This is a genomic window from Aureimonas sp. Leaf427, from assembly GCF_001425485.1.
Classification (GTDB): Bacteria; Pseudomonadota; Alphaproteobacteria; order Rhizobiales; family Rhizobiaceae; genus Plantimonas.
Map to the genome: position 1 here is coordinate 189,358 of NZ_LMQW01000048.1, position 14,779 is coordinate 204,136.

Genomic DNA, 14,779 nt, shown 5'->3' on the forward strand with positions numbered 1-14,779 from the left:
GACATCGCGGGCCGCCCCGTCGCCGAAGGGCGGCGGAGCGTCAGGGCGTGCGGAGCAGCCGCTCCAGGTATTCGCGCTCCTGCTGAGGCGAGAGCTGGTTGCCGAGGCGGCTGCGGATCGAATCGAGAATGCGCCGGGCGCGCTGCGTGTCGATCTCGTCGGGCACGTCCACGTCCTGGCCGAAATCGGGGCCTTGCGTGGCGCGCTGTCGGCCCAGCGGGTCGCGGCCGGAGCGCTGCTGGCCGCGGCCGTAGCCTTCGCCCATCTGGCCCTGGCCGGGCTGCTGGCCCTGGCCCTGCTGCATGGCCTGCTGCATCTGGCTCATCATGTCCTTGGCGCCGCGGCGCAGCGCTTCCATGGCCTTGCCCTGCTCGCCGACCGCGCCGCCGTCGTCGCCCTCGCCGAGCGCCCCTTCCGCACGACCCATGGCCTTGCCGGCTTCCCCGAAGCCCTCGCCGGGCTCGATGCCCATGCCCTTCATGCCGTCCTGCATCTCGCCGAGCTCCTTCTGGAGCTGCGCCTGCTGGTCCTTGAGCGACTTCAGCGCCTCCTTCAGCTGCTCGGCCGTCATCGGCTCGCCCTTGTCGCCGGGCTGGCCCGGCTGGCCCTCTTCGCCCGGCTGGCGGGGGCGGCGCTGCTGCTCTTCGACCTGCTTGCGGCCGAGATCGAAGGTCTTGTCCTTCAGCTCCTGCTGTCGGCGCAGCAGTTCGCCGAGCTTGTCCATCTGCTGCTGCATGGCGTTTTCTTCGCCGCTCTGCCCCTGCTGGCCCGGCTGCTGCTGCATGGCCTGCATATTGTCCATCATGGACTGCAGCTCTGAGAGAAGCTGCTGGGCGGCGTCCTTGGAGCCGGACTTGGCGAGGTCCTCGATGCGGTCGAGCATCTTGTCGAGATCCTGGGGGCGGATTTCCTGCGCGTTCGACATCTGGTTCTGCGACAAGGGCGGGCGGTCCTTCATCGCCTCGGCCATGGCCTGCATATACGCCTGCATGGCCTCGCGAAGCTCGGCCATCAGCTTGTCGATCTCCTCCTGGCTCGCCCCGTTTTCCAGAGCTTCCGACAGCTTTTCGCGGGCGTCGCGCAGGTTCTTCTCGGCGGCGGAAAGGTTTCCGTCCTCGATGCCGAGCGCGATCTGCCAGAGGAAATCGACCGCCTCGCGCAGCGTGTCGTCATTGGCGGCCGTGGCGATGCGCGTGCGCGCGGCGCGCAGCGCCAGATAGTCGCTGGACCGGGCGATGAATTCGGGATGGCTCACCGTCACCGCGTCGATCATGCCGACGACGCGCTTGGCCGCATTGGCATCGAGCGCCAGGATGCGCCGCTGCTCGATCACGGCGCGCGCCAGCGGGTTGGAGAAGCGGCGGGCCGGCAGCGTCAGGAGCTTGGGCTCGGAGACGCCGGTCTGCCCGGCATCGTCATGGGCGACGAGCGTCATCGCGACCTTGGCGCCCGCATAGGGGCTCTCGGTGATGTTCGCCGAGGTCCGGCCCTTCCCCTCGCCCTTGGCCCGGCGGGGCATGGCGAGAGCGATCTCGGGCGCCGCTACGAGGGGCCGGGCGCCGGGCGCGGCCTCCTCCTTGACGACGAGTTCGACCTCGCCGCGCCGCACGCCGTAATCGTCGTTCACCGTATAGGCGAGTTCCATCGCGCCGTTGCGCGCGGTCGCCGGCTCCGCCGCGAAGGCGATGGAGGGCGCCGTGTCCGGCACGACGTCGAAGCGCCAGCCGCCGAGCCGCGTGAAGGCGCCGGAGAGTTCGGCCGAGCCGCTCTGTGCGAGCTTCACCTCGTAGGACCCGGCGCCGGGTGCCGGGTTCTCGGCGCCATCGGGAGCGGCGTTTGCCGGGGTCGCGACCGGCACGGGAGGCTTGGCGTCGTTCGCGGCCTCGGGCAGGGGGCCGGGCGCGATCGTCGCGGGCTCGCCGCCATCGGGCGTGAAGGTAAGCGCGGCATTGGCGCCGTCGGAGACGCGGATGGAGAGGACGCTGCCGGCGGGCACGCGAAGGGAGGCGGCCTCCTCGGCGCCCTCGGCCTTCGTGCCGGTGAGGAAGACGGGCGGCTGGCCCGTATAGGTCGGCGGCGTCACCCAGGCATCGACGCGCGCGCCCGGCAGGATGGGCCCCGGCGTCGCGGCGAAGGCGTCGTCGATCTGTCCGCCGCGCGAGCCGTAGGAAAAGGCGAAGGCCGTGACGAGAACGAGGGCGACGACGGCGCGAAGCGCGAACGGATCGAAGCGCTCGGGCTCCGTGCGCGGCGTTCCCGCCGAAAGATCGCGCAGGCGAGCCGCCATCCGCGCCTGATGCTCGCGCCAGAGGGCGAGGGCGAAGGGATCGTCGGAGGTCGGGCGCTCGATCTGCGTGGCGAGCGGCTGGTGGTCGAGCCGGCTTTTGGCCTCGATCCGCCGGTCCACCGCCTCGGCGGACGGCAGCCGAAGGCCGCGCGACCGCCAGACCACGAAGAGCACGGCGGCGGCGACGAGGCCGAGAAGCGCGAAACGCAGGAGCGCGGGCGCGGCGGCGAAGAGCCCGAACCAGGAGAGGATGAGATAGACCGCCGCCACGAGGCCGAGGCCGAGCAGGAGCGGATAGGCCCGCTCGATCAGGATCGCCCCGTAGGCGCGCCGGCGCGTCGAGGAGAGGCTGGCGGGAACGGCGGACGGGCGCTTTGCCGATGCGGGGCCTTGCTGCCCGGCCGAGCGGATCGGTCCGGTCTCCTCGTTCATCGCGCGCCCTAGCCTTTTTCCTCGTCGAATGAGGAGCCTAGCAGTTTTTGCGGCGAAGGCGAGGCGGTGACGGCGACGTGATGCTTTGCCTCAACCCGCGACGGGCGCCAGCCAGGGCGGCAGGCGGTCGAGCGCGATCAGCTCCTCGACGGTCTGCCGGGGGCGCACGGCGAAGAAGGCGTCCCCGTTGACGAGCACTTCCGGCACGAGCGGGCGCGTGTTGTAGGTTCCCGCCTGGACCGCGCCATAGGCGCCGGCCGTGCCGAACACGACGAGGTCGCCGGCCTGCATCGCGGGGATCTCGCGATCCTTCGCCATGTAGTCGCCGCTCTCACAGACGGGGCCGACGATGTCGGCGACGATGTGGGCTTCGCCGGCCTGCGGCTCGGCGACGGGGATGACCTCGTGCCAGGCCTCGTAGAGCGTCGGGCGGATGAGATCGTTCATCGCGGCATCGACGATGACGAAGGTCTTGTCGCCTGTGTCCTTCACGTAGACGACCTTCGACACGAGCACGCCGGCATTGGCGACGATCAGCCGCCCCGGCTCGAAGATCACCTTGCAGCCGAGCCCGACGACATGGCGCTTGACGATCGCGGCATAGGCTTGCGGGTCCGGCGGCGTCTCGTCGGCGGCGCGATAGGGCACGCCGAGACCGCCGCCGAGATCGATATGGGTGATCCGGTGCCCATCCGCGCGCAAGTCGCCGACGAGGGCGACGAGCCGCGCGATGGCGAGGTCGAAGGGCTCCAGCTCCGTGATCTGGCTGCCGATATGCATGTCGATGCCGGCGACGAGAATGCCGGGAAGCTCGCGTGCCCGGCCGTAGACCTCGAACGCCCGATCGTAGGCGATGCCGAACTTGTCCGACTTCTTGCCGGTCGAGATCTTGGCATGGGTGCGCGCGTCGACGTCGGGATTGATGCGGAAGGAGACATGCGCGGTGCGGCCGAGTGCGCTCGCCCGCTCGGACAGGCGGTTGAGCTCGGGCTCGGACTCGATGTTGAAGCAGAAGATCCCGGCCTCGAGCGCCTGATCGATCTCCTCTTCCGTCTTGCCGACGCCGGAGAACATGATCTTTTCGGGCGGAATGCCGGCCTTGAGCGCGCGCTTCAGCTCGCCACCCGACACGACGTCGGCACCGGCGCCGAGATCGGCCAGCGTCTTCAGAACCGCCTGGTTGGAATTGGCCTTCATCGCGTAGCAGACGAGCGAGTCGATATCCTCGAAGGCCTGCGAGAAGACGCGGTAGTGCCGCGTCAGGGTCGCGGTGGAATAGCAGTAGAAGGGCGTTCCGACCTCCGCTGCGATGCGGCTGAGAGCGATGTCCTCGGCATGAAGAACGCCGTCGCGATACTCGAAATGGTTCATGGCGCTCGTCGGGGCGCTTGCCCCGGCTCCAGGCATGGCGGCGGCCGGGCCGCGCCGAGGGGATGGGATCAGTTCAGCAGGGGATCGAGCAGGAAGGTTTTCGTCTTCGCGTTCGGATTGCGGCTGACCTCCGCCGGCGAGACCGTCAGATCGTTCGTCGAGGACAGCCGCGACGCCCGCTGGAAGGTCTGCGTTCCCGTCAGCCGGGACTGGGCGGCCGGGGTGCCGGGATCGGCTTCCGAGCCGATCGGAACGGCGGCGCCGCTCGGCGAGACCGGCAGGTTCTTGCGGCCGCAGCCGGTCAGGGAGAGGCCAGCCGCCAGGAGAAGGAGGAGGCACGTTCCGCGCATCGTCGTCAAACCGCTGGTTCCCCCTGCCATCAAATACGTTCGGGCCGGAAGAAGTCCGGCAAAAAGGCTCGAGCGCCGCTCGGGCTGGTCTCCACCGACACCGGACTTCATCCGGCGTCGGTGGAGGCTGTCTTCGTCATAGCCGGTTCGGCATCCGAAATCATCTGCCGCAGCGCGGGAAGCCGCTCGCGCCATCCGGCGATCTCGCGGCGCACGTTCTCGGGCGCCGTGCCGCCGAAGCTCGTGCGCGAGCGCACGGAGGCGTCGATGCCGAGAACGTCGAAGACGGCGGCCGTGATGCCGGGATGCAGCGTCTGGAGATCGTCCAGCGAGAGCGCTTCCAGTCCGATCCGGCGCGTCTCGGCCATGGCGACGGCGCGGCCGGTGACGTGATGGGCCTCGCGGAAGGGCAAGCCGGCCTCGCGCACCAGCCAGTCGGCAAGGTCCGTCGCGGTGGAGAAGCCGTGGCCGGCGGCGCGGCGCATGGCCTCTGCGTCGATCGTCATGTCGCGAACCATGCCGGTCGTCGCGGCCAGCGCCAGCGCGAGGCTGTCGATCGCGTCGAAGACCTGTTCCTTGTCCTCCTGCATGTCCTTCGAATAGGCGAGCGGCAGGCCTTTCATCACGGTGAGGAGCGAGATCAGCGCGCCGTTGATGCGGCCCGTCTTGGCGCGCACGAGCTCGGCCGCGTCGGGATTGCGCTTCTGCGGCATGATCGAGGAGCCGGTCGAGAAGGCGTCGGACAGGCGCGCGAAGCCGAATTGCGGCGTCGACCAGATCACGATCTCCTCGGCCATGCGCGACAGGTGCACCGCCGCGATCGAGGCCATGGAGAGAAATTCGAGAGCGAAGTCGCGGTCGGACACCGAATCGATCGAGTTGCGCGTCGGCTCGCGGAAGCCGAGCGCCGCCGCCGTCTGGTGCCGGTCGATCGGAAAGCCCGTGCCGGCAAGGGCGGCCGCGCCGAGCGGAGACTCGTCCATCCGCCTCGCCGCGTCGATGCAGCGCGAGCGGTCGCGCGCAGCCATCTCGACATAGGCGAGGCAGTGATGGCCGAAGGTCACGGGCTGGGCGACCTGGAGATGGGTGAAACCGGGCATGACGGTCTCGGCATGTTCCTCGGCCCGGTCGAGCAGGGCTTCGATCAGCCGGTCGAGGGCGGCCGCGCAGTCCAGCGTCGCGCGTTTGACGTGCAGCCGGAAGTCGACCGCGACCTGATCGTTGCGCGAGCGCGCCGTGTGCAGCCGTCCCGCGGCCGGGCCGATCAGCTCGGCGAGCCGGGCCTCGACGTTCATATGGATGTCCTCGCGCTCCCGCGAGAAGGCGAAAGCGCCCGATTCGATCTCGGCGAGGACGAGGTCTAGCCCTTTCAGGATCTCCTCTGCATCCGCCGCCCCGATGATGCCGCGATCGGACAGCATTCGGGCATGGGCCTTGGACCCGGCGATGTCTTCGGCATAGAGACGCTTGTCGAAGTCGATCGACGCGTTGATCTCCTGCATGATCGCGTCGGGCTTCTTGGAGAAGCGGCCGCCCCACATCTCGTTGCCGCCGGCGGGCCTGTCGCTTGGGGTCTTGCCGCTCGTATCGTTCATGAAATCCACGAAGAGGTTCGTCGCCGATGTCCGTTGAAAGCCCGAGCCCATCGTCTCCCCCGCCGCGCCGCCGGCGCCGGGGTCTGTTCGGGATCGGCCTTGCCGCGCTGGCGCTCGGCGCGCTGTCGGGTGCCGGGGTCCTATACGTGATGGAGACGCGATCTGGCAACGAAGCGATGAGCGCCGCCGCCTGCGGCGAGGACGAGGCGGCCCGCGCCGCGCTCGATGCCGGCGCGCGGGGCGAGGTCGCCGCCGTCCAGCCGCTGGACACGCCCTTCGACGCCTCGTCGCTCGCCTTCAAGGACGGCGACGGCAAGCCGGCGACGCTCTCGGGCTTCGCCGGGCAGACGCTCCTCGTGAACCTCTGGGCGACCTGGTGCCTTCCCTGCCGGGCCGAGATGCCGGCGCTCGACACCCTCGAACGCGAGCGCGGCGACGAGGCTTTCGCGGTCGTGCCGATCAATGTCGATCTCGGCGAGGCGGAGAAGCCGAAGGCCTTCTACACGGAGACGGGGCTGACGAGCCTGCCCTTCTACCGCGACGAGACGATGGGGGTCTTCAACGATCTGAAGGCGCGGGGCCTTGCGCTCGGCCTGCCCGTCACCCTCCTCGTCGATCCCGCCGGCTGCGCCCGCGGCATCCTCAGCGGCCCCGCCGAATGGGCGAGCCCCGATGCGCTGAAGCTGATCGACGGGCTGAAGGGGCTCGGCGGCACGACGGGCTGAGCGGCGTGGCTGAGCGGTTTGATTGTCGTTCGTGCCGGCGCTACGCTGAGGTCTGTTCGATCCGATGAGGAGGCCGGCATGGGCTTGATGAGCATCGTCAGCGTCGAGGTTGAAGACGCCGTCCGCGAGGAGGCAACTGCCATCCTCGCGAAACGCGGTCTGACGGTGGCCGATGCCGTTCGCATCGTTCTCGAGCAGGTGGCGGTAGACCAGAACTTTACGAACGGTCTTGTGTCCGCCCGCGAGGAGCGTCGACACGCCTCGGCCAAGACATGGACCGACTTCTTCGACGCGCCGGGAATCGATTTTCCGGATCGGGAGCAGCCGGTCGAGAGCGTGCGGGAACCCTTCTAGTGACGGGCTACATGCTCGACACGAATGTCTGCATCCATCTCCTGCGAAATCGCACGGCTCCGCTTCGCAGGCGCTTCGAGGAAACGGCCGGCCTGCTGTCCATTTCGACGATCGTTCTTCACGAACTGAGGTTCGGAGCGGAGAAGTCGCAGCGGCCGGACGAGGGGCATGGCGAGATCGAAAAGCTGATCGAACGTCTGGATGTCCTGCCGTTCGACACGGCGGCAGCCGCCCATTCGGGACAGATCCGGGCTGCGCTTCAGCGTATCGGTCAAACGATCGGCACGTTGGATACGATGATTGCCGGCCATGCCCGGAGCCGTGAACTGGTTGTCGTGACGAACAATCTCGGCGAGTTCCGGCGCGTCGAGGGCCTGCGCTGCGAGGACTGGGTCGCCCCTCAGGCGTAGCGCAGCATCGGCGCGTCGCGCTCTGAAGCGGCGGGTGCCGTGTCGCGCAGAACGTCGCGCACGCGCTCGCGGATTTCGGACAGGCTGAACGGCTTGTCCACGACGCCGACGATGATGCGCATGAGGTCCTCGGCGGCTTCCTTCTGCTCGGCATAGCCGGTCATCAGGAGGATCGCGAGATCGGGCCAGCGGGCGGCGCTCGCATAGGCGAGCTCGATGCCGGTCATGGCGGGCATGCGGATGTCGGAGAGGAGGAGGTCGAAGTCGGGATCGGCCACGAGCCGCTCCAGCGCGACCTCGCCGTCCTCGACGGCGACGACCTCGTGGCCTTCCAGACGCAGGGCTCTCGCAACGAGGAGCCGCACGCCGTCGTCATCCTCCGCGATCAAGATCCTGGCCATGGCAGCGTCCCTTTCAGCCGGCCTACGGCGAGGGCGCCGTTCGAACCGGAACGGGTATGCCTAGCAAGCCCCCCTTGCCCGAGGCTTAACGCGGGGCCCGAGGCTTAACGCGGGGGGCTCATTCGTCGCCGATGACGTCCCCGACGAAGGGAAGCTCGCGAAAGGCGTGGCCGACATCCATGCCGTAGCCGACGACGAAGCGGTCCGGGCACTGGAAGCCGACATAGTCGGCCTCGATCTCGGCCTTGCGCCGCATGTGCTTGTCGAGAAGGACCGCGATCTCGACGCTCCGTGCCCCGCGCGACAGCATCAGGTCGCGGGCGAACTTGATCGTTCGGCCGGATTCAAGGATGTCGTCGATCATCAGGACGGATCGGCCGGCGACGTCGGTCTCGATGTCGCGCACGACGCGCACCTCGCCGCCCTGCGTGCCCGCGCCGTAGCTCGACAGCGAGATGAACTCGACCTCCGGCGCGACCTTTGCGCGATGCAGGGCGCGGATGAGGTCTGCGGCGAAGACGAAGGAGCCCTTCAGCACCGCGACGACGAGAAGATCCTCCCGGGCTCCGCCCGCGATCTCGACGGCGATGCGCTCGACCTCGGCCGAAATCTGCGCCTCGGTGAACAGCGTCTCGATGCGGCGGCCGCGAACCGTGATCATTCGGGATGCGTCTTTCCAGAGGAGGCGGGCGGCGCCACGAAGCCGACCTCGACGGCGCCCCGCGTGTCCTTAGCAACGGCGACCGTCGAATGGAAGCGCACGGAGCGCCCCGCGCCGAGCGTCGAGACGCCGGGCACGAGCGACTTCGAGCGATGGCCGCCATCGGGCTCGACGAGGGTGATGCGCACTGGCGCGATCGCCGCGACCGCGCCCGAGACGTTGCGGATGCGGGCATCCACCGTCAGAACGGCGCCGGCGCCGCGCGGCACGATCGAGGTGGCGATCTGGTCGATGACGAGCGGTGCGATGACGGGACCGCCAAGGCCCGGCGTCGCCTCGGCGGGCGCGATTGGCGCGGAGAGGACGAAGACGGGCAGCGACAGGAGGGCGACGATCGCGGCAAGGCCGGCGAGGCGGCGGTTTCGCCGCGCTCCGCCCGGACGCGCGGCGTCGGTGAAGATGTCGAGCCCGCGACGGGACGCGGCACCTTCTGCCCGTGCCTGCATGCCTCGCCGCGCATGCTGGAAGACGAGATCGGGGGATGACGACCGTTGATTGGCGGCCTTGTAGCGAAGGCGCGCGTCGAGCGCCTCGTCGACCTGCGGCCGCGGCTCGACCGGCACCTCGGGACGGGCCTCCGCGCCATCGCCGGCGACCGGCTCGGCCGCGCGGGCCCTGCGCGAAACGATCGTCGCCTCGCCGTCGATGACGAGGACGGGGCGCTGCCGACGGTGCTCGTGGGTGCCCGGCGAGATGGGAAACTGCGCTGCTGCTGCAGACATATCGAACCCGTCCTTCGCCTTGGCTGTGTTCATCGCCGCGTTCATGGCCATGTTCAGGAATGGGTAAGGTTTTATGGTTAACGAAGGGTTGAAGCGCCGCTTCGGGCGCGGCATGGCTCGGCCGGCGGCGTGAAAAGACCACAGTCGGGGGTCTGTAGAGACCGCGGCCCGGCGCCGTTTGCCGGGCGAGGCGTGGAAGGGCAGGGCGCTGGTTTGATCCGATTCGAGAATGTCGGTCTTCGCTACGACATGGGGCCGGAGGTTCTGCGCGATCTCACCTTCGAGATCCGCAAACAGTCGTTCCAATTCCTGACGGGCCCGTCCGGCGCCGGCAAGACCAGCCTCCTGCGCATGCTGTTCCTGGCGCTGCGGCCGACGCGCGGCGTCATCACCGTGCTCGGCCAGGACGTCTCCACGCTGACGCGGGCGGACCTGCCCTCGATCCGCCGGCGCATCGGCGTCGTCTTCCAGGATTTCCGCCTTCTCGACCACATGACGACCTACGAGAACGTCTCCTTGCCGCTGCGCGTGCGCGGCAAGGAGGAGGCGAGCTATCGCCAGGACGTGATCGACCTCATCAAATGGGTCGGCCTCGGCGAGCGCATGAACGCGCTCCCGGTCGTCCTGTCCGGCGGCGAGAAGCAGCGCGCGGCCATCGCGCGCGCGCTGATCGACCAGCCCGACATCCTTCTCGCGGACGAGCCGACCGGCAACGTGGATGCTCCGCTCGCCAAGCGCCTGCTGCGCCTCTTCATGGAGCTGAACCGCACGGGCACCGCCGTCATCATCGCCACGCACGACCTGTCGCTGATGGATCAGGTGGAGGCCCGGCGGCTCATCCTCTCGGAAGGGAGGCTCGACATCTATGATTGACACCCTGCGCCTTGCCGCCGCCAAGCGCCTGCCGAAGGCGCTGAAACGCACTGGCGAGACACGGCCGACGCCGATCGTGCCCCCCGGCAACGTCGCCGGCCGTGCCCTGATGACCGTGATCGCGATCATGACCTTTCTCGCCAGCCTGACGCTCGGCGCGGTCACGCTCGTGGCGGCCACCGCCTCGATCTGGGAGAGCCAGATCTCGCGCGAGGTCACGGTCCAGGTCCGTCCCGACGAGGGGCTCGACATGGCCGACGCGTTGGCCAAGGTCCGCCGGATCGCGCTGGCGACGCCGGGCGTCGCCGGTGCCGAGCCGATGGACGACGCGGCGACGGGGCGCCTTTTGGAGCCCTGGCTCGGCGAGGGGCTCGATCTCGACGAGTTGCCGGTGCCCCGCCTCGTGCTCGTCTCGATCGACGAGACCTCGCCGCCCGACTTCGCCGCGCTGCGCGGCGCCATCGTCGCCGCCGTGCCGCAGGCCAGCCTCGACGATCACCGCGCCTGGGTCTCGCGCCTCGTCTCCATGGCGAACGCGACCGTTCTCGTCGGCGTCGCCATCCTCTCGCTGGTCATGATCGCGACGGTCCTGACCGTCATCTTCGCGACGCGCGGCGCCATGTCCGGCAACCGGCACATCATCGAAGTGCTCCACTTCGTCGGCGCGCGTTCGAGCTTCATCGCGGGCGAGTTCCAGGGCCATTTCCTGAAGCTCGGCCTCTTCGGCGCCGCGGCCGGCGGCCTTGCCGCCCTCTTCGTCTTCGTCGCCATGGGCTGGTGGACGCGCTCCAACCAGGCGACGCCGGAGGCCGACCAGATCAGCGCGCTCTTCGGCTCCTTCGCGATCGGCTGGACCGGCTATGCCGGGGTCGTGGTCGTGGTGGCAACCGTGGGTGCGTTGACGGCGTTGACCTCTCGATGGACGGTGCTGAATCAGCTTTCGGCGATCGACATGATTTCGCCCGTCGAGATGTAGACGATATCGTTAAGACCTTGAGACGATCGTAGAGACACCATGAGCGCTGACCCCAGATGACGATGACACCCGCCTTTTCCTCCCTCGCCAAGGACGCCCCGACCGGGCGGACGGGGCGGGTGCGGGGCGAGCGGCGGATGCGCGGAAGGCGGCGGCGTCTCGTGATCGCGGCGGCTTTGGCGGCGGTCGTCTCGGGCGGCTATCTCTTCGGCGGTTTCGTGCGGTTCGCCCAGGAGGTCGCGGAGCTTTCGACGCCCGCGCGCGTCGAGCGGGCGGACGGGATCGTCGTCCTCACCGGCGGCGCCATGCGCCTCGATCAGGCGATCGGCCTTCTGAAGGAGGGTCGCGCCGAGCGGCTTCTCATCAGCGGCGTCAATCCGGAAACCGGCATCGCCGCCCTCTCGCGCCTGACCGGCACGGACCGCGCGCTCTTCGACTGCTGCGTCGATCTCGACTACGACGCGCTGAACACGATCGGCAATGCCGAGATGACCGGCCGCTGGGCGCGCTCGCGCGGCTTCGACGAGCTGATCCTCGTGACGTCGGACTATCACATGCCGCGCACGCTCATGACCTTCGACCGCTTCGCCCATGTCCCGGTCATCCGGCCCTATCCGGTGGCGCGGGCGGATCTGTGGACAGGCCATTCGGTGCCGAGCGGCCTCGGCCTCAAGGTGCTCGTCACCGAATACGCCAAGCTCCTGGCCGCCCGCGTGCGTCTCCTCGTGTCGGACGAGCCGCCGGAGGCCTCCATCACCGCCGATGTCCGGCGCGCCGCGACCCCGTCCTGACCGGCTCCCTGGCGGCCTGATCGGCGCGATGTGATCCCTCCGGTCTTTCACCCGGAGCCCGCATGGTGCAAATGTCCCCCCGTCGCGGCCCGTGCGTCGCTCTAGACATCCGTCAGGTTCGTTCCGAACCGGACGGGTATCTGGATTCCCTTGTTGTCGTTTGTCTTTTCGGGATAGCCGGTTCCCACCTATCCCTGACGAACTTTAGTGACCGGATTTCTCCCGCCTCATGACGACCATCCGATCCCTTGCCTTCAGCGTCCTCTTCTATGCCTTCATGGCGCTGTATCTCATCGTCTTCCTGCCGATCTTCGCCGTCTCGACCACCAGCTTCGCCTGGAGCATCACGCGGGTCTGGGCGCGGATGAGCCTCGGGCTCTTTCGCATCGTGGTGGGAACCCATGCCGAGTTCACGGGCAAGGCGAACATTCCGAAGACGGCGGCGATCATCGCGCCCAAGCACCAGTCCTACTGGGAGACGCTGGCCCTCGTGCCCGAGCTGGAGCGCCCGGCCTTCATCCTGAAGAAGGAGCTGATGCGCATTCCGCTCTTCGGCTGGTACGCGGCACGCCTCGGCATGATTCCGGTCGACCGCACGCGGCGCGGCGCGACGCTGGCCTCCATGCTGGACGGCGCGACCAAGGCCGCCGCCGAGGGGCGCCACATCGTGATCTTTCCCGAAGGCACCCGCACGGCACCCGGCGAGACGACGAGCTACAAGTCCGGCGCCTTCTTTCTCTACGACAAGCTCGGCCTGCCCGTCGTGCCGGCTGGGCTGAATTCCGGCCTCTACTGGCCGAAGAAGAAGGGGCCCTATCGCCCGGGCACCGTCCGCGTCGCCTTCCAGCCGGCCATCGAGCCGGGCCTCGACCGCACCGAGTTCACCGCGCGCCTCGAGGCCGCCATCGAAGGCAGCTCGACCGATCTGCTGCGGCAGGCCTATGCGCAGGCCGACGCGCCGCCCATGACGGCCGCGGTGCGCCTGAAGGTCGAAGGCATCGGCTGAGCGATCAGCTGCGGCCGGGCAGGCGCCGCACCATCTGCTCCAGCCAGCCGTCCTTCAGCCCGAGAGCCGAAATCTCCTGAAAGCAGGAGCGCACGTAGTCCACGTTCGCGCCGGATTGCCCATGCGCATGGGCCACGATCGCGGCGGCCTCGTCCACGGGCAGGCTGCCGGCATATTGCGTGTGGCCGCGATCGACGACGTAGGTGAGCGCCTGCACGCGCCGGCCGTCGTCCAGGCGCACGGGAAGCCGAAGCTCGCGATAGACGTTTGTCACCAGCTCGCGTTCGCGCAGATAGGCCGTCACGGCTTCGCCATGTTCGGCGGCGACGCGAAAGGCCATGCCGACGCAGGAGCCGCCGCGATCGAGGCCGAAGACGAGACCGGGGCGCTCCGGCGTCCCCCGATGCACGTAGGAGTGGATGCAGAGCGAGCGCCGATAGCCGCCGAGCCGGGCCTTCGCCCGCTCCTCGAAGGCAAAACCCGGCCGCCAGATCAGCGACGCATAGCCAAACACCCAGAGATCGTTCATGTCGGTCCGCCGGTCTTCTACGGTTCGCGGCAGGTCCCGTGCGGGATGCCGCGAACAAGGATGCCCCGTCGCCGCTCGATGATGAGCCGGCGCACAGAAAGGGCCGGCGCACAGAAAGGGAATGCCCATGTCCGCGTCAACCACCGACGAGCGCCGCCGCGGCCGGAATGCCTTCGTCTGGATCGCCGTCGTCGCGATTCTGCTCTTCGCCGCCCTGTCCGGGGCCTGGTTCTATCTGGCCGGAAAGCTCGACGCGGCGGTGTCCGACGGCCTGCGCCAGGCCGAAAGCCAGGGCGTCCTCGTCTCCTGCGACAACCGGGAGGTCTTCGGCTACCCGTTCCGGCTCGGCATCCGCTGCGGCGCGGTCGGGCTCGACGAGGCCGCGACCGGCACCAAGGCGACGGCGGGCGGGCTGCGCACGGCCGGACAGATCTATGATCCCACGCGCTTCGTCGCCGAGCTCGACGGCCCGCTCGTCGTGGACACCGCCGAGACGCCGCCGCTCGACCTGCGCTGGCGCCTCGCCCAGGCGAGCGCCCATCTCTGGACGCAAGGGCTCGACCGCTTCGCGCTCGTCGTCGAGGCGCCGGAGATCGCGCTCGCCGAGCCCGCCGCCGATCGTCGCCCCATCGCGCGCTCCGACCATATCGAGCTTCATCTGCGCCGCAACGGCGAGGCGCTGGACGTCGCCGTCTCCGACGCGAACATCCAGCTGCTGGAGCCGGCGCTCGCCGCCGTCCCGCGCTTCGACGTCGCGGCCGACGCGACGATCGATGGCGCGGCCGGATGGCTCGGCGGGGAGGCGGTCGGGGAGACGCTCGGTCAGGCCCTGGCAGGCCGCAACGGCACGATCCGCGCCCTGCGCATCGGCCTTGCCGGATCGGGCGCGTCGGCAGGCGCGGCGCCTGCGAGCGCGGCATCGTCCGCCGGCGTCCCGCCGGTCCTTGCCAGCGCGGAGGTCTCGGGGCCGTTCCAGATCGCGCCGGACGGGACGATCTCCGGCGACTTCCAGATCGCGCTCAGCGATCCCGCCGGCATCGCCGATCTCGTCGGCGCGCTGAACCCGCGCCTGGCCGGCACCGCCCGCACCATCGCCTCCGCCGTCGGCATCGCCGGCCGGCCGGTGGACGGGCGCACGGTCATCGACATCGCCGTGCGCGACGGCCGCGCCGCCCTCGGCTTCATCCCCCTCGGCTCGATCCCGCCCGTGCGGTAGGGCGGGGAGGCCCGGTGTTC

Annotated in this window: 16 protein-coding genes; 8 read left to right on the top strand and 8 right to left on the bottom strand. The window is 69.3% G+C overall.

The genetic code is table 11. The annotated features are described in order from the left end of the window. Positions 1 to 40: 40 nt before the first annotated feature. The 4 genes from ASG62_RS20375 to argH form a co-directional block, all read right to left on the bottom strand. A complete protein-coding gene (locus tag ASG62_RS20375) occupies positions 41 to 2,719 on the bottom strand; it encodes a TIGR02302 family protein (RefSeq protein ID WP_056696461.1) in 2,679 nt (892 codons plus the stop codon). Between the two features lie 90 nt (positions 2,720 to 2,809). Further along, complete coding sequence (gene lysA / locus ASG62_RS20380) at positions 2,810 to 4,090, bottom strand: diaminopimelate decarboxylase (protein ID WP_056696459.1); 1,281 nt, start codon at positions 4,088 to 4,090, stop codon at positions 2,810 to 2,812. A 68-nt stretch (positions 4,091 to 4,158) separates the two neighbouring features. Further along, a complete protein-coding gene (locus ASG62_RS20385; protein ID WP_056696457.1) occupies positions 4,159 to 4,449 on the bottom strand; it encodes a hypothetical protein in 291 nt (96 codons plus the stop codon). A 98-nt stretch (positions 4,450 to 4,547) separates the two neighbouring features. Beyond that, complete coding sequence (gene argH / locus ASG62_RS20390; protein ID WP_082537361.1) at positions 4,548 to 6,035, bottom strand: argininosuccinate lyase; 1,488 nt, start codon at positions 6,033 to 6,035, stop codon at positions 4,548 to 4,550. Between the two features lie 26 nt (positions 6,036 to 6,061). Between argH and tlpA the strand changes: the two genes are divergently transcribed. The 3 genes from tlpA (at position 6,062) to vapC (ending at position 7,524) form a co-directional block, all read left to right on the top strand. After that, a complete protein-coding gene (gene tlpA / locus ASG62_RS20395) occupies positions 6,062 to 6,760 on the top strand; it encodes a thiol:disulfide interchange protein TlpA (protein ID WP_056696455.1) in 699 nt (232 codons plus the stop codon). A 78-nt stretch (positions 6,761 to 6,838) separates the two neighbouring features. Beyond that, positions 6,839 to 7,114 (top strand): type II toxin-antitoxin system RelB/DinJ family antitoxin, encoded by a 276-nt coding sequence (locus ASG62_RS20400; RefSeq protein ID WP_056696453.1) that lies wholly within the window; start codon positions 6,839 to 6,841, stop codon positions 7,112 to 7,114. Between the two features lie 11 nt (positions 7,115 to 7,125). Then, positions 7,126 to 7,524 (top strand): type II toxin-antitoxin system tRNA(fMet)-specific endonuclease VapC, encoded by a 399-nt coding sequence (gene vapC / locus ASG62_RS20405; protein ID WP_056696797.1) that lies wholly within the window; start codon positions 7,126 to 7,128, stop codon positions 7,522 to 7,524. Here vapC and ASG62_RS20410 read toward each other — a convergent pair. The 3 genes from ASG62_RS20410 to ASG62_RS20420 all read right to left on the bottom strand — a co-directional run bounded on the left by ASG62_RS20410 (position 7,515) and on the right by ASG62_RS20420 (position 9,368). Continuing rightward, positions 7,515 to 7,925 carry a response regulator gene (locus tag ASG62_RS20410; protein WP_056696450.1) on the bottom strand — a complete coding sequence of 137 codons (411 nt, stop codon included), beginning with the start codon at positions 7,923 to 7,925 and terminating at the stop codon, positions 7,515 to 7,517. The genes vapC and ASG62_RS20410 overlap by 10 nt on opposite strands. A 118-nt stretch (positions 7,926 to 8,043) precedes the next feature. Then, a complete protein-coding gene (gene hpt, locus ASG62_RS20415) occupies positions 8,044 to 8,586 on the bottom strand; it encodes a hypoxanthine phosphoribosyltransferase (protein WP_056696448.1) in 543 nt (180 codons plus the stop codon). Next, positions 8,583 to 9,368: a hypothetical protein gene (locus tag ASG62_RS20420; RefSeq protein ID WP_156382272.1), complete on the bottom strand. Its 786-nt coding sequence runs from the start codon at positions 9,366 to 9,368 to the stop codon at positions 8,583 to 8,585. Before ASG62_RS20420 ends, hpt begins: the two co-directional genes overlap by 4 nt. 213 nt (positions 9,369 to 9,581) lie before the next feature. Here ASG62_RS20420 and ftsE point away from each other — a divergent pair, with 213 nt between their 5' ends. The 4 genes from ftsE to ASG62_RS20440 all read left to right on the top strand — a co-directional run bounded on the left by ftsE (position 9,582) and on the right by ASG62_RS20440 (position 13,014). Continuing rightward, positions 9,582 to 10,241, top strand: a complete 660-nt coding sequence (ftsE, locus tag ASG62_RS20425) for a cell division ATP-binding protein FtsE (protein WP_056696444.1) — start codon at positions 9,582 to 9,584, stop codon at positions 10,239 to 10,241. Then, the gene (locus ASG62_RS20430) at positions 10,234 to 11,217 is read left to right on the top strand and encodes a cell division protein FtsX (protein ID WP_056696442.1); all 984 of its coding nucleotides are present in this window, start codon (positions 10,234 to 10,236) and stop codon (positions 11,215 to 11,217) included. The genes ftsE and ASG62_RS20430 overlap by 8 nt, the downstream gene beginning before the upstream one ends. A gap of 56 nt (positions 11,218 to 11,273) precedes the next feature. Then, the gene (locus ASG62_RS20435; protein ID WP_056696441.1) at positions 11,274 to 12,008 is read left to right on the top strand and encodes a YdcF family protein; all 735 of its coding nucleotides are present in this window, start codon (positions 11,274 to 11,276) and stop codon (positions 12,006 to 12,008) included. A 229-nt stretch (positions 12,009 to 12,237) separates the two neighbouring features. Further along, positions 12,238 to 13,014, top strand: coding sequence for a lysophospholipid acyltransferase family protein (locus ASG62_RS20440; protein ID WP_056696439.1), 777 nt, complete (start codon positions 12,238 to 12,240; stop codon positions 13,012 to 13,014). Between the two features lie 4 nt (positions 13,015 to 13,018). Here the strand turns inward: ASG62_RS20440 and ASG62_RS20445 are convergent, their stop codons facing one another. Next, complete coding sequence (locus tag ASG62_RS20445) at positions 13,019 to 13,543, bottom strand: gamma-glutamylcyclotransferase (protein WP_056696437.1); 525 nt, start codon at positions 13,541 to 13,543, stop codon at positions 13,019 to 13,021. Positions 13,544 to 13,670: 127 nt separating this feature from the next. On the opposite strand from ASG62_RS20445, the gene ASG62_RS20450 reads away from it, so the two are divergent. Continuing rightward, positions 13,671 to 14,759, top strand: coding sequence for a DUF2125 domain-containing protein (locus ASG62_RS20450; protein WP_056696434.1), 1,089 nt, complete (start codon positions 13,671 to 13,673; stop codon positions 14,757 to 14,759). Positions 14,760 to 14,779 lie beyond the last annotated feature (20 nt).

What these genes read in the sequence shown, in the direction of transcription:
- ASG62_RS20375 (WP_056696461.1), bottom strand. Translation starts at nt 2,719, where the DNA reads ATGAACGAGGAGACCGGACCGATCCGCTCGGCCGGGCAGCAAGGCCCC.
- hpt (WP_056696448.1), bottom strand. Translation starts at nt 8,586, where the DNA reads ATGATCACGGTTCGCGGCCGCCGCATCGAGACGCTGTTCACCGAGGCG.
- ASG62_RS20420 (WP_156382272.1), bottom strand. Translation starts at nt 9,368, where the DNA reads ATGTCTGCAGCAGCAGCGCAGTTTCCCATCTCGCCGGGCACCCACGAG.
- argH (WP_082537361.1), bottom strand. Translation starts at nt 6,035, where the DNA reads ATGAACGATACGAGCGGCAAGACCCCAAGCGACAGGCCCGCCGGCGGC.
- ASG62_RS20410 (WP_056696450.1), bottom strand. Translation starts at nt 7,925, where the DNA reads ATGGCCAGGATCTTGATCGCGGAGGATGACGACGGCGTGCGGCTCCTC.
- vapC (WP_056696797.1), top strand. Translation starts at nt 7,126, where the DNA reads ATGCTCGACACGAATGTCTGCATCCATCTCCTGCGAAATCGCACGGCT.
- lysA (WP_056696459.1), bottom strand. Translation starts at nt 4,090, where the DNA reads ATGAACCATTTCGAGTATCGCGACGGCGTTCTTCATGCCGAGGACATC.
- ASG62_RS20435 (WP_056696441.1), top strand. Translation starts at nt 11,274, where the DNA reads ATGACGATGACACCCGCCTTTTCCTCCCTCGCCAAGGACGCCCCGACC.
- ASG62_RS20445 (WP_056696437.1), bottom strand. Translation starts at nt 13,543, where the DNA reads ATGAACGATCTCTGGGTGTTTGGCTATGCGTCGCTGATCTGGCGGCCG.
- ASG62_RS20430 (WP_056696442.1), top strand. Translation starts at nt 10,234, where the DNA reads ATGATTGACACCCTGCGCCTTGCCGCCGCCAAGCGCCTGCCGAAGGCG.
- ASG62_RS20400 (WP_056696453.1), top strand. Translation starts at nt 6,839, where the DNA reads ATGGGCTTGATGAGCATCGTCAGCGTCGAGGTTGAAGACGCCGTCCGC.
- ASG62_RS20440 (WP_056696439.1), top strand. Translation starts at nt 12,238, where the DNA reads ATGACGACCATCCGATCCCTTGCCTTCAGCGTCCTCTTCTATGCCTTC.
- ASG62_RS20450 (WP_056696434.1), top strand. Translation starts at nt 13,671, where the DNA reads ATGTCCGCGTCAACCACCGACGAGCGCCGCCGCGGCCGGAATGCCTTC.
- tlpA (WP_056696455.1), top strand. Translation starts at nt 6,062, where the DNA reads ATGTCCGTTGAAAGCCCGAGCCCATCGTCTCCCCCGCCGCGCCGCCGG.